This window comes from Mobilicoccus caccae, from assembly GCF_030161635.1.
Taxonomy (GTDB): Bacteria; Actinomycetota; Actinomycetes; order Actinomycetales; family Dermatophilaceae; genus Mobilicoccus; species Mobilicoccus caccae.
Genome location: NZ_BSUO01000001.1, coordinates 1025538 through 1038132, shown reverse-complemented (window position 1 = coordinate 1038132; position 12595 = coordinate 1025538). Strand labels below are relative to the sequence as shown.

Here is a 12595-nt window from a genome sequence, read left to right as displayed (position 1 = left end):
CATGACGACAGATCAGACCCGCGCCCGCATCGCGGTCGTCCTCGACGACCTCGCGACTCTCCTCGACGAGATCGACGACGGACAGCGCTCCCTGCCCACGCCCTGCTCCGAGTACGACGTCGCCGCACTCACCGGTCACGTCGTGGGCTGGCTGGAGAACTTCGCGGCCGGATTCGCCAGTGATGACGGCACCTGCCCACGCTCCGACGTCAGCGACCTCGAGGTTCCCCGCGCGGACGCACCGGAGCGGGTACGAGCGGCGGCCGGCGTGCTCGACCGGGCCCTGCGTGACGGAGCCGACGAGCGACCGCTGGTCATCGCCGCGCAGGGTGGGATGCCCGGTGACATGGCGCTGTCGATGATGCTCGGGGAGTACGTCGTGCACGGCTGGGACCTCGAGCGGGCCACCGGATCGTCCTGGGCGCCCGAGGAGGAGACCGTGACCGCGGCCCACGAGTTCCTCCAGGGGATGGTGACGCCCGAGTACCGCGGCCCCGCAGGGATGTTCGGTGAGGAGGTGCCCGTCGCCGCCGACGCGCCCGCGCTGGACCGGCTCGTCGGGTTCGCGGGACGCGATCCGGAATGGACGTCGGCGCAGGGCTGAGACGCCACCTCAGGGATACACGTGAGGAGGCGCCGACGGCGGGGGCTGCGTCACCATGGCAGGACGTCAGCCACCCGCAGGAGGTGAACACCCGTGGGCGTCCGTGTCACCCGCCGCGACGGCACCGTCGATGAGTACGGGCGCACCGGCGACGGCGCCTGGACCGCCGAGCGCGACGACTACAGCGGCACCCTCAAGGTGTCGTTCCTGCGCGCCGGGTACTGGGAAGAGGTGCGCCGCTTCTACCGCAGCGAGGAATGGGCGCGCGTCGAGATCCGGTGACGCACGACCCTGCCCACGGCCGCGGACTCCCCCGCGACCACGTCACCCCGGTCGCACGCTGAGATCAGTCCGCCTTCTGCATCGCGCGGATGCCGACGGCGAGGCCGACCGCCACGAGGATGCCGGTCGCGAGGAAGCCTGCTCCGACCGCGTCCACCGGGAACCGTCCGGCGAACAGCTCGCGGGTCGCCTCGACCACGTGGGCCAACGGATTCACCTGCGAGAGCAGGCGCAGCCACGCCGGTGCGTTGTCCAGGGGCAGGAGCACGCCGGCCGAGAGCAGCACGGGGAAGAGCAGGGTCTGCTGCACGGTCCAGAACATCCAGTCGCTGTGCTTGCTCACGAGTGCGAGCGCGAACGACAGCGCCCCCACCCCCACGCTGAAGAGGCCGAGCAGCACCACGGCGACCGCGATACCCAGCGGATGCACCGCGAATCCGAACGGCCAGGTCACCAGCACGAGCACGAGTACCTGCGCGACGACCGGCACGACCTCCTTGAGAGCGCGGCCGAGCAGCAACGACGACCGCGACAGCGGCGAGACGAGCAGCCTCTCGTGGGAGCCGGTCTGCATCTCGTACATGAGATTCGAGCCGGTCATCGTGGCGGCCGTGAGGCACGACATCGCCACCATGCCGGGCACGAACCACTGCAGGGTCTCCGGAGTCGCCCCGCCCGGCAGCAGCGGCGCGAACAGGGCGAGGAACATCATCGGCTGCAGCACCGAGATGACCATCTGGAACGGTGAACGCAGCAACGGCTTCACCTCGCGGGAGAAGACGATGCCGGTGTGACGGGCGATGCTCATGTCCACTCCTCGTGCTCGTCGGACTCACACGTGCGGGCTGTGAGTTCCGTTGCAGGCCGTACTCGTCCTTCCTCGCCGCTCATGCCACGGCCTCCTCAGACATCGTCGTGCCGGGTTCGACGGTGGGATCGAGGGTCGGATCGGCGTTCGGCGCCGACTCGCGCAGGCTGCGGCCGGTGAGGTCGAGGAAGACGTCGTCGAGGGAGGGGCGGCTCACTTCGAGACCGCCGACCTCATAGCCCTCGGCGCGCACGGCCTCCACGAGGTCGAGGGCCACGAACGGCCCCCGACCGGTGCGCACGTGCACGCGGTTCTCGAGCATCTCCACCCGGTCGTGACGACGCTGCAGGACAGGCGCGGCCGTCTGCGCCGACGCGGGATCGGCGAAGTGGAGCACCACGAGGTCGCCGAGCGCGGCCTTGAGGTTGTCGGCGGTGTCGTCGGCGATGAGCCGCCCGTGGTCGATCACGAGGATGCGCCGGCTGAGCGCGTCGGCCTCCTCGAGGTAGTGGGTGGTCAGGACGATCGTGGAGCCCGTGCGGGCATGGAGGTCGGTGATGAGGGTCTGCAGGTGGGCGCGGTTGGCCGGGTCGAGGCCGGTCGAGGGTTCGTCGAGGAACATCACTTCGGGCCGGTTGACGAGGCCGATCGCGATGTCGAAGCGGCGACGCTGCCCGCCGCTGAGCGTCTGCACGGGGCGACGGGCGAACTCGGTGAGGCCGAGCACCTCGATGATCTCGTCGGCGCGCACCCGGGCCTCGCGGCGACCGAAACCGTGGGCGAGCGCCTGGCCGATCACCTCGTCGCGGCCGTACTGGATGTTGGCGGCGCCGTTGCCCTGGCCGACGAAACCGAAGCAGCGTCGCGCTCCGGCCGGATCGGCGACGACGTCGCGCCCGAGCAGCCGCATCGTGCCGGAGGTGGGTGCCACGAGCGTGGTCAGCATCCGCAGCGTGGTGGATTTGCCGGCGCCGTTGGGGCCGAGGAACGCGACGAGCTCGCCGGGCTCGACGGCGAGGGTGAGCCGGTCGACGGCGACCACCGTGCTCTTCCCGCGGGTGAAGGTCTTGGTGAGATCCGTGGTCTCGATTGCTGGGGTTCTCATGGCCGGGACGCTAGAGCGGGATCCGGTCATTTTCTGACCTCAATGATTCCTATCATCGAGACCATGACGACCAGCGAGCGCATGTTGCGGCTGCTCTCCCTCCTGCAGACCCACCGCTATTGGCCCGGAAGCGAACTGGCCGACCGGCTCGAGGTGAGCGAGCGGACGCTGCGCCGGGACGTCGATCGGCTCCGCGGCCTCGGTTACGACGTCGACGCCGCCCGCGGTGTGGCCGGCGGATACCAACTGCGGGCGGGCAAGACACTGCCTCCGCTGCTGCTCGACAACGACGAGGCGGTGGCGATCGCCGTGGGGCTCCGCTCGCACGCGACCTCCGTGCTCGACGGCGGAGGCGAGGTGGCGGTCCGTGCGCTGACCAAGGTGGTCGCGATGATGCCGCCGGCTCTACGCGGCCGCATGGAGGCCCTCGACGCGGCGATGCCGGGGGCGCTCACGGGACCGAACGGCCATGGCCGCCGCCGGGCCACCATCGACGCCACGATCCTCACCACCCTCGCCGCGTGCTGTCGCGATCACGACATCGTCCGGTTCGGGTACGTCGCCCATTCCGGGGAACGCACCGATCGGCGGGTCGAGCCGCACCAGCTCGTCAGCTACGCGCAGCGCTGGTATCTCGTGGCCTTCGACCTGGTGCGCCAGGACTGGCGGTCGTTCCGGCTGGATCGCGTCGACGACGTGCGGGTGTTCGGCGGCCGGTTCTCCCCGCGCGAGATCCCGGGCGGGTCGGCGCTGGAGTACGTCAAGCGCGGCCGACGTGACCGGCCCCGCGCCTACGTCGCCGACGTGCGGTTCGAGACGAGCCTGGACGTCGTGCGGGAGGCCACCGGCGGTTGGGGTGAGCTCACGCAGGAGGGCACGGCGGTCCGCTGGCGCCTCGGCGTGGACACCCTGGAGTGGCCGGTCATGCTCCTGGCGGCGGTCGACGCCGACTTCACGGTGCTCGGCCCGCCCGAACTGGCCGAGCGGGTACGCGCCGCCGGCGACCGTCTGACGCGGTGCACCACGCCCGGGTGAGGCGGTCGTGACTACTGAACGGCGCCGACGGGGGCGTCGACCTGTGAGCAGAGCCAGGCCAGCGCGTCGCGGGCGCTCCAGCCCTCCGGGTGCGCCTTGAGCAGACGGTGAGCGCCCTGCAGATCTTGCCCCAGCGTGATCGCGGGAGCCTCGACGTAGCCGTCCTTGCGCTCCTGCCCGATGCCGATGTTGGCCATGAGGCCGTTGCACAGGCACATCCGACCCACGGTGTCGGCGATGTCGCCACCCTTCTTGAGGTAGACGTCGACGGGCTCGGACGCGCACCGGTAGCCGAGGCTGCCGTCAGGCCGCTCGTAGGGGCTGCGCAGGTAGGACAGGTCGCACAGCCGCGGGCGAGCCTCGTACGTCTCGGGCTCGGACATGGTGCCGGCGATGTTCGCGATCTTGAACGGGAACCCCGTCGGCGAGGCGCGGGGGTCGTTGCGCACGTGGAGTTCGTCGCGACCCAGGGCCGCCACGAGCTCACCGCGGATCTCGGGGGCGAGACCGGACTCCTCACACAGGGCGAAGACGGTGCCCGCCTGGACGCCGACGGCGCCGGCCTCACGCGCGGCGACCACACCCTCGGGCGTGCCGTGGGCGCCCGCCAGCCAGAAGGGGAGTCCCAGCTTGGCGACGGCCGCGAGGTCGGCCATGTCGCGGTCGCCGTAGACCGGCTCGCCGTGCTCGTCGAGGGTCATCCGACCGCGCGGCGGGGCGGAGTGGCCACCGGCCGGCGGACCCTCGACGACGAAGCCGTCGGGGCGGATGTCCGGGTCGCGGTTGAGGTAGGTGGCCAGGGAGTGCAGCGAGACGATGGCGAGGAACTTCGGACGCCGCAGCTGCGGCAGATGAGCACCCATGACCGATACCGGGTCGATGGTGCTGACGTGCCGCGTGGTCGCTCCCGCGACGTCGATGGTGACGCCGCCGGTGCGCCCGGCCTCGAGATCGCGCAGCAGCTTGGGGATCTCGCGCGGGATGCCCGCCCCCATGAGCACGTAGTCGACGCCCGCGAGCATCGCGCCGAGAGCCGCGGCGGGGGTGCCCATCTGGATCTTCTCGAGGAAGTTGATGCCGACTAGCCCGTCGTGGCCCTCCTTGGCGAGCCACACCTCGACGAAGTTGCCGAGGACGCTCAGCTCGATCGCCGCCGTGCTCGGGGTGACCGTCAGCGTCGGGTTCGGGCGGTAGGGACGCCCCTGCCGTCCGTCGGGCCGGTGATAGCGCTCGACGACGCGCGCGGCCATCTCCTGGTCGGGGAAGTGCTCGAGGGCGCGGCGCCGGTGGCCACCGGGGTCGCCGTCCTGCAGCGAGCGTGCGAGCACGGCGTCGAGCGCCGTCCCCGAGACCACGCCCAGGTGCCCGGCGAGGGAGACCTCTCGGGCGAGTTGCCAGGACGAGACGGCGACGCCCATCCCACCCTGGATGATCAGGGGTGCGTCGGGTGCGACCACGTTCGGACCTCCGGAACCGTAACTTACGTCAACGTAGGTAACGTAGGGGGTCGGAACCGGGGGCGCACGCCCGGTTTCGCGATACGGACGGGTCACTTGCGAGGCCGCCCGGGGCGGTGACGAATTCATGCCGATGCAGTAAGATGTCTCTGCACCCTTCTGTGGCGAAGGTCACTTTCGACCATGTGCGCAAAACAGCTCGATCCCCTTGTGTGCCCTGGGCATCTCTGTGAGGCTTGAGGGAACAACACCGAACGACGATGCGTTGATTCGAGTGCCCGACGGGGGTCGCACAGGCTGTGACAACAGCCTGCGGCTCCCCGCGATGATGTCATCCCCGACCAAGACGGACGTCCGTGCCTGCCCAGGCACGACCCCCGCCCTGGTTCAAACAGCGAGGCAAGGAGTACCCGCATGGACTGGCGTAACCGCGCTGCATGCTTGGACGAGGACCCCGAACTCTTCTTCCCCATCGGCAACACCGGTCCCGCCCTCATGCAGATCGAAGAGGCCAAGGCCGTCTGCCGTCGCTGCGAGGTCCAGGACACCTGCCTGAAGTGGGCTCTGGAATCCGGTCAGGACGCCGGAGTCTGGGGCGGTCTGTCCGAGGACGAGCGTCGCGCTCTCAAGCGCCGCAACGCCCGGGCCCGCAGGGCCGGCTGAACCGTTCGCACGCCGGCTCACCCGAGCCGATGACCCGATGACCGGCCCCGACGGGGCCGGTCATCGGTCCGTCGGGGGCCCCTCCCTCGACCTACGCCCTCGACGGCAAGGGCGGCGTTCACATCCCCCGGCGTTCGGTCCCCGAGATCGGGCGCAGGCGCGCGTCGAACGTCACCCGCGTCCCACCCTCGTCGCGGCGCGACCACGTGATCGACCCGCGCAGGTCCTGCACGAGTGCCGTGACGATCTGCGTGCCGAGCCCGGAGCGCCCGGGCCGGAATCCCTCGGGCAGCCCGCTGCCGTCGTCCTCCACGTCGACGGTCAGCCGCTGCTCCTCCCCTGCCGGTGCCGCGTGGCCCGCAGGCGCACGAGTCCCCCGTCGGTGTCGGCCAGGCCGTGCTCGACCGCGTTGTGGACGAGTTCGGTGACGACCATGGCCAGCGCGTTGGCGTCCTCGGCGGCCACCATCCCGAAGCTGCCGTCGAACCGCCACTCCGCGGCCTTGCCCCGCCCCGCGACCTCCACCAGTGAGGTGAACACGCGCGACACGATGGCGTCGAAGTCGACCGCCTCGTCGATGGTGCGGCTCAGCGCCTCGTGCACCACGGCGATGGACCCGATGCGCCGCTCGGCCTCCTGCAGCGCCCCGCGGGCCTGCTCGTCGGTGACCCGCCGGGACTGCAGACGCAGCAGGGCGGCGACGGTCTGCAGGTTGTTCTTGACCCGGTGGTGGATCTCGCGGATCGTCGCGTCCTTGGTGAGGAGTTCACGTTCGCGCCGCCGCAGCTCGCTGACATCGCGGACGAGCACCAGGCCACCGATGCGTCGCCCGTTGTCGCTCAACGGGATCGACCTCAGGGTCAGGCTGACCCCCAGGCCCTCGACCTCCGTGGTGATGGCCGCCTTGCCCGTGAGCACGAGCGGCAGCGACTCGTCGACCACCGAGTGGTCGTCGAGGTGCTCGGTCACCATCCGGCTGAGGTAGTCCCCCAGCACCCGCCCGTGCTCACCGAACCGGTGCAGGGCCGAGATCGCGTTGGGGCTGGCGTAGGTGACGATCCCGTCCAGGTCGATACGCGCGACCCCGTCGCCGACCCGCGGCATCCCCCGCCGCCTGCCGGTCATCGCCCCGCGCTGGGGAAAGTGACCGCTGGCGACCATGCCCACGAGGGCGTCGGCCGTGGCGCGGTAGGTAATCTCGAGCCGACTCGGCGTGCGCATCGAGGCGAGGTTGCTGTGGCGCGTCATCACCGCGATGACCCGCCCCTCGGACATGACGGGGATGGCCTCCTCCCGCAGCGGCATGTCCTCGCGCCAGTCCGGCCTCTCGTCGGTGACGAGCTGCTGGGTCGTGAGGCACCGCACGAGGAGTCGGCGCCGGGAGGGGTCGGCCTCCTTGCCCACCATGTCGTCGTAGAAGACCAACGGGCCCGTGTTGGGCCGCACGTGCGTGAGGCAGGTCCACCTCGCGACGCTCCCCTGCTCGGTGCGACCCCACAGGGCGAGGTCGGCGAACGACAGGTCGGAGATGAGCTGCCAGTCCCCGACGAGGAGGTGGAGCCATTCGGCATCGGCCGGCGCCGTGCCGATCCGCTCGAGGAGGCTGCTCAACGACGGCATGACCCCAGGGTAGCCAGCGGCCCGTCACCCCCGAAGGGCGACGGGCCGCAGGCGGTGGACCGGCGGGCGCGGGTGCGCCGGCGTCGCCGGGGTCAGCTCGTGACGCTGCCGGCCCGCACGAGTCCGCGCAGGGTCCGCAGCGCCACCGACAGCGGTGCGACGCCCGGGGACTCGAGCTCGGCGATGTCGGCCAGCGATGTGCGGCTGCGTTCGAGAGCGGTGGAGTTGGCCGCGCACCACTCGTCGATGCGGGCCGCCGTGTCGGCGGAGGTGTCGGTCGTCTCGTGGATGACCCTCGTCAGGCCCTCGAGCACCGCGTAGAGGTCGTCGCGCATGGCGCCGCGGGCCAGGGCGTCCCACCGGTCCTCACGCGGCAGCGTGCCCACCCGCGAGAGCATGACGTCGACGTCGAACCGCTCGGAGGTGGCGAAGTACAACGCCGCCAACTCCTCGGGCCCGGCGGACTGCTCGGCCGCGAGCTCGACGATGTCGAGCAGGCTGAACCGGTCGAGCAGCGAGGCCGTCTCGACTGCGAGCTCCTCGGGCACGCCCTGAGCCATGTAGCCCTCGGCGTCGCTGCGCAGCCGGCCGCGCTCGGTGCCCAGCAGCCAGTCCGGCACCCGGACCCCCAGCTCCTCCACCGCGCCGCGGAAGCGCCCTATCTCGGCGCCGACGTCCAGCGGGGAGGGCCGGTTCTGCAGGAACCACCGGACCGCTCGATCCATCAGCCGGCGGAACTCCAGGTACAGCGAGGTCTGCGCGTCGGTGGAGACGATGTTGTCCAGACGCTCCACCTGCTCGACGAACCCCTTGAGGTCGAACACCTCGCGGGCGATGACGAACGCGCGGGCGATCTGCTCGGTGCTCGCGCTCGTCTCCTCGATCGTGCGGTAGACGAACGTGATCCCGCCGCGGTTGACGATGGAGTTGGCCACCGAGTTGACGACGATCTCGCGGTGCAGGGGGTGATCGGCCAGCCGGTCGCCGTAGCGCTCCTGGATCGGCGCCGGGAAGTACTCCGCCAGCGTGCCGGTGAACCAGGGCTCGTCGGGCAGGTCGCCCTCGATGAGGTCGGCCTTGAGCGCCAGCTTGGCGTAGGCCACCAGCACCGCGAACTCCGGTGAGGTGAGACCGCGCCCCTCGGCGACCCGCTCCTCGATGCGGGCGTCGCTGGGCAGGAACTCCAGCTGGCGGTCCAACTCCCCGCGCTCCGACAGCCAGTTCATGAAGCGCTGATGCACGCCGACCATCCGGTACTCCTGGCGGCGCGCGTTGCCGAGCAGGACGTTCTGCTCGTAGTTGTCGCGCAGCACCTTGCGGCCGACGTCGTCGGTCATCGACGCGAGCAACTCGTTGCGCTGCTTGAGCGTGAGGTCGTCCTCGCGCATGAGGTCGGTGAGCAGGATCTTGATGTTGACCTCGTGGTCGGAGGTGTCGACGCCGGCGGAGTTGTCGATGGCGTCGGTGTTGATCCGCACCCCGGCCAGCGCGGCCTCGATGCGGCCGAGCTGGCTGGCGCCGAGGTTGCCGCCCTCGCCGACGACCTTGACGCGCAGGTCGCGGCCGTCGACGCGGATGGCGTCGTTGGCCCGGTCGCCGATCCGGCCGTGGTCCTCGATGGAGGCCTTGATGTAGGTGCCGATGCCGCCGTTCCACAGCAGGTCGACCCGCGCCAGCAGGATGGCCTGCATGAGTTCGGTCGGCGTCATCTTCTCCACGCCGTCCTCCAGGCTCAGAGCGGCGCGCATCTGCGCGCTCACCGGGATCGACTTGGCCGTGCGCGGGTACACCCCGCCGCCCTCGCTGATGAGGGAGGTGTCGTAGTCGGCCCAGGAGGAGCGGGGCAGCTCGAACAGGCGTCGGCGCTCGGCGTATCCGGTGGCGGCGTCGGGGTCGGGGTCGACGAAGATGTGCCGGTGGTCGAAGGCGGCCACGAGACGGATGTGCTCCGAGAGCAGCATGCCGTTGCCGAACACGTCGCCGCTCATGTCACCGACACCGACGGCCGTGAAGTCCTCGGTCTGGGTGTCGTGGCCCATCTCGCGGAAGTGCCGCTTGACCGACTCCCACGCACCGCGCGCGGTGATACCCATGCCCTTGTGGTCGTAGCCGGCCGACCCGCCGGAGGCGAACGCGTCGTCGAGCCAGAAGCCGTAGGACTGCGCCACGCCGTTGGCGATGTCGGAGAACTTGGCCGTGCCCTTGTCGGCGGCGACGACGAGGTAGGTGTCGTCGGGATCGTGCCGGACCACGTTCGGCGGCGGCACGACCTCGCCCTTGATCAGGTTGTCGGTGACGTCGAGCAGGCTGGAGATGAACAGCTTGTAGGACTCGATGCCCTCGGCCAGCCACGCGTCCCGGTCGGAGGGGTCGGGCAACTGCTTGGCGACGAAGCCGCCCTTGCTGCCGGTGGGCACGATAACGGCGTTCTTGACCATCTGCGCCTTGACCAGGCCGAGGATCTCGGTGCGGAAGTCCTCACGGCGGTCACTCCAGCGCAGACCTCCTCGGGCGACCTTGCCGAAGCGCAGGTGCACGCCCTCGACGCGGGGTCCGTAGACCCAGATCTCGAACATCGGCCGCGGCTCGGGCAGGCCGGGGATCGCGCCGGGGTTGAGCTTGAGGCAGACGGTCTGCTTGAACGTCTCCCCGCCGTGCCCGTCGTCGCGACGCTGGTAGAAGTTGGTCCGCAGCGACCCCTTGAGGACGTCGAGGAAGGCGCGCACGATGCGGTCCTCGTCCAGGCTCGCCACGCTCTCCAGCGCCTCGAGGATCGACGCCTCCACGACCCGCTGCGCCTCGTCGCGGCCGGCCATGTCCTCGCCACTGGGGTGGGCGGGGTCGAACCGCGCCTCGAAGAACTCCACGAGCATCCGCGCGATGTGCGCGTTGGTGCGCAGGGTGTCCTGGATGTAGCGGTGGCTGAACGTCGTTCCCGCCTGACGCAGGTAGGTGGCCACGGTGCGCAGGATGACGACCTGACGCCAGGTGAGGCCGGCGCGCAGGACCAGGGCGTTGAACCCGTCACTCTCGGCGAGGTCGGTCCAGACAGCCTCGAAGGCGTCCTGGAAGACCGCGCGCACGCCCTCGGGACCCTGGGTCCACGCCGCCTCGGAGGAGGCGCGCAGGCCGAAGTCGTAGATGTGGAAGACGGCGCCCGAGGAGTCGAGGACCTCGTACGGCCGCTCGTCGGTGACCTCCAGGCCCATGTCGGCGAAGACCGGCAGCACGTTGCTCAGGGTGAGCCGGCCGCGCCGGTACAGCTTGAGCCGGCGCTCCCCTGCGGGGCCGAGGTGGGCTGGTACAGGTTGAGCCGGAACTGGCCCTCCTCGGTGAGTTCCTCCAGGTGCCGCAGGTCGGCCACCGCGATACGCGGCGTGAAGTCGGCCTTGTACCCCTCGGGGAATCCGTGGCGGTACTTGGAGACGAGCCGGCTGCCCTGCTCCTCCCCGTACTCGCCACGGGCGGAGTCCGCCAGGTCCTCGTCCCACGACCGCGTGGTGTCGATGAGCCGGCGCTGCAACTCCTCGACGTCGACGGCGGGCAGACTCTCACCGGGCTCGACCCGCACGACGAAGTGCAGCCGGGCGAGGCTCGACTCCGACACGCGGGTCGTGTACTCGACGTTCGCGCCGTTGAACGCCTCCTTGAGCAACGCCTCCATGCGCAGGCGGACCGGCGTGGTGTAGCGGTCGCGCGGCAGGTAGACCAGGCACGACATGAAGCGGTTGTACTCGTCCTGCCGCAGGAAGAGCCGGGTGCGTCGCTGTTCGCGCAGGTGGACGACGGCGACGGCCGTGTCGGTCAGGACGCCGACGTCGGCCTGGAACAGTTCGTCACGCGGGTAGGTCTCGAGCACTCCCAGGAGGTCCTTGCCCAGGTGGGAGTCGGGCGCGAATCCGCTGCGCTCGATGATCGAGGCGACCTTCTCGCTGAGGTACGGCACGGTCTTGACCGACCACGTGTAGGCGCTGGCGGTGAACAGGCCGAGGAACCGGTGCTCGCCGGTGACCTCACCGGCGGCGTCGAAGGTCTTGATGCCGACGTAGTCGAGGTAGGCCGAGCGGTGCACGGTGCTGCGCGAGTTGGCCTTGGTGATGACCTCGAGGCGCTTCTCGGCGGCCTTGTCGGCCACGGGACCGGGCGGCAGGAAGCTCACCCGGTCGATGGAGTCGACGGTCTCGCTCGGCCCGTCGTGGCGCAGCAACCCCAGGCCGGTTCCGGAGATCGGGATCTGCGCAGGGCGGCCGTCCTTCTCCACCAGGCGGTACTGGCGGTAGCCGAGGAAGGTGAACTGGTCGGTGGCCATCCACTCGAGCAGCCCCCGCACCTGGCCGACGCGCTCGGCGTCGATGCCGACCGGCGGGTCGTCGCGCAGCTGTTCGGCGACGGCGCTGGCACGCGCGGCCATCCGCGGCCAGTCCTCCACCGAGAGCCGCACGTCTTCGAGGATCTGCAGCAGCGAACCCGCGAGACGCTCGCGCTCGGCCGGGTCGCTCTCTCGGCCGATCTGCAGGTGCATCCAGGATTCGGTGGTGATCCCGAACTCCTCGGGCGCGTCGGCCACGTCGCGGTCGAGGACCTCCTGCAGCACGCCGGCCGCGTCGCGGCGGACGACCATCTGGGGGTGGACCATGAGATGCAGCACCCGGCCCTGACGGGCGAGTTCGGCGCTGACGGAGTCGACGAGGAAGGGCATGTCGTCGGTGACGATCTCGATGACGGTGTTGCCCGTCGACCAGCCCTCCTGCTCGACCGAGGGCGTGAAGACGCGCACCTTGGGCATGCCGACCGGGCGCTCGTGGGCGAGGCTGCGGTGCGAGACGACGGCACCCAGGAGGTCTTCGCTGCGGCGGGCGAGAAGGTCCTCGGTGAGCATGTGCCGGTAGTACCGCGTCAGGAGCAGTTCGGCGGATCCGCCCTCGTGCCGGTCGACCATCTCCGCGGCCGAGGCCAACAGCTGTTGCCGAGATTCCTCCAACGACGTCGCCATCGCGTCCTTCTCCTTCGCTCGCACCACG

The 12595-nt window shown here is 70.5% G+C and carries 11 protein-coding genes; 4 read left to right on the top strand and 7 right to left on the bottom strand.

Features of this window, described 5'->3' with window-relative positions:
• Position 1 precedes the first annotated feature (1 nt).
• A complete protein-coding gene (locus tag QQK49_RS05130) occupies positions 2 to 604 on the top strand; it encodes a TIGR03086 family metal-binding protein (RefSeq protein WP_284303008.1) in 603 nt (200 codons plus the stop codon).
• 93 nt (positions 605 to 697) lie between these two features.
• Positions 698 to 886: a hypothetical protein gene (locus QQK49_RS05125; protein ID WP_284303007.1), complete on the top strand. Its 189-nt coding sequence runs from the start codon at positions 698 to 700 to the stop codon at positions 884 to 886.
• 64 nt (positions 887 to 950) lie between these two features.
• Here the strand turns inward: QQK49_RS05125 and QQK49_RS05120 are convergent, their stop codons facing one another.
• A complete protein-coding gene (locus tag QQK49_RS05120; RefSeq protein ID WP_284303006.1) occupies positions 951 to 1694 on the bottom strand; it encodes an ABC transporter permease in 744 nt (247 codons plus the stop codon).
• Positions 1695 to 1773: 79 nt separating this feature from the next.
• On the bottom strand, positions 1774 to 2799 hold the full coding sequence (locus tag QQK49_RS05115) for an ABC transporter ATP-binding protein (RefSeq protein WP_284303005.1): 1026 nt from the start codon (positions 2797 to 2799) through the stop codon (positions 1774 to 1776).
• 63 nt (positions 2800 to 2862) lie between these two features.
• Here QQK49_RS05115 and QQK49_RS05110 point away from each other — a divergent pair, with 63 nt between their 5' ends.
• Positions 2863 to 3834, top strand: coding sequence for a helix-turn-helix transcriptional regulator (locus tag QQK49_RS05110; protein WP_284303004.1), 972 nt, complete (start codon positions 2863 to 2865; stop codon positions 3832 to 3834).
• An 11-nt stretch (positions 3835 to 3845) separates the two neighbouring features.
• Here the strand turns inward: QQK49_RS05110 and QQK49_RS05105 are convergent, their stop codons facing one another.
• Positions 3846 to 5291 carry a nitronate monooxygenase gene (locus QQK49_RS05105; RefSeq protein ID WP_284303003.1) on the bottom strand — a complete coding sequence of 482 codons (1446 nt, stop codon included), beginning with the start codon at positions 5289 to 5291 and terminating at the stop codon, positions 3846 to 3848.
• A gap of 414 nt (positions 5292 to 5705) precedes the next feature.
• Here QQK49_RS05105 and QQK49_RS05100 point away from each other — a divergent pair, with 414 nt between their 5' ends.
• Entirely contained in the window at positions 5706 to 5954 is a 249-nt protein-coding gene (locus QQK49_RS05100; RefSeq protein WP_009482385.1) for a WhiB family transcriptional regulator, read from the top strand.
• A gap of 118 nt (positions 5955 to 6072) precedes the next feature.
• Here QQK49_RS05100 and QQK49_RS22600 read toward each other — a convergent pair whose 3' ends face one another.
• The 4 genes from QQK49_RS22600 to QQK49_RS22590 form a co-directional block, all read right to left on the bottom strand.
• Positions 6073 to 6267: an ATP-binding protein gene (locus tag QQK49_RS22600; RefSeq protein ID WP_348536092.1), complete on the bottom strand. Its 195-nt coding sequence runs from the start codon at positions 6265 to 6267 to the stop codon at positions 6073 to 6075.
• An 8-nt stretch (positions 6268 to 6275) separates the two neighbouring features.
• Complete coding sequence (locus QQK49_RS05095; protein ID WP_348536091.1) at positions 6276 to 7574, bottom strand: PAS domain-containing sensor histidine kinase; 1299 nt, start codon at positions 7572 to 7574, stop codon at positions 6276 to 6278.
• Between the two features lie 92 nt (positions 7575 to 7666).
• A complete protein-coding gene (locus QQK49_RS22595; protein ID WP_348536090.1) occupies positions 7667 to 10804 on the bottom strand; it encodes an NAD-glutamate dehydrogenase in 3138 nt (1045 codons plus the stop codon).
• Between the two features lie 5 nt (positions 10805 to 10809).
• Positions 10810 to 12594: a hypothetical protein gene (locus tag QQK49_RS22590; protein WP_348536089.1), complete on the bottom strand. Its 1785-nt coding sequence runs from the start codon at positions 12592 to 12594 to the stop codon at positions 10810 to 10812.
• Position 12595 lies beyond the last annotated feature (1 nt).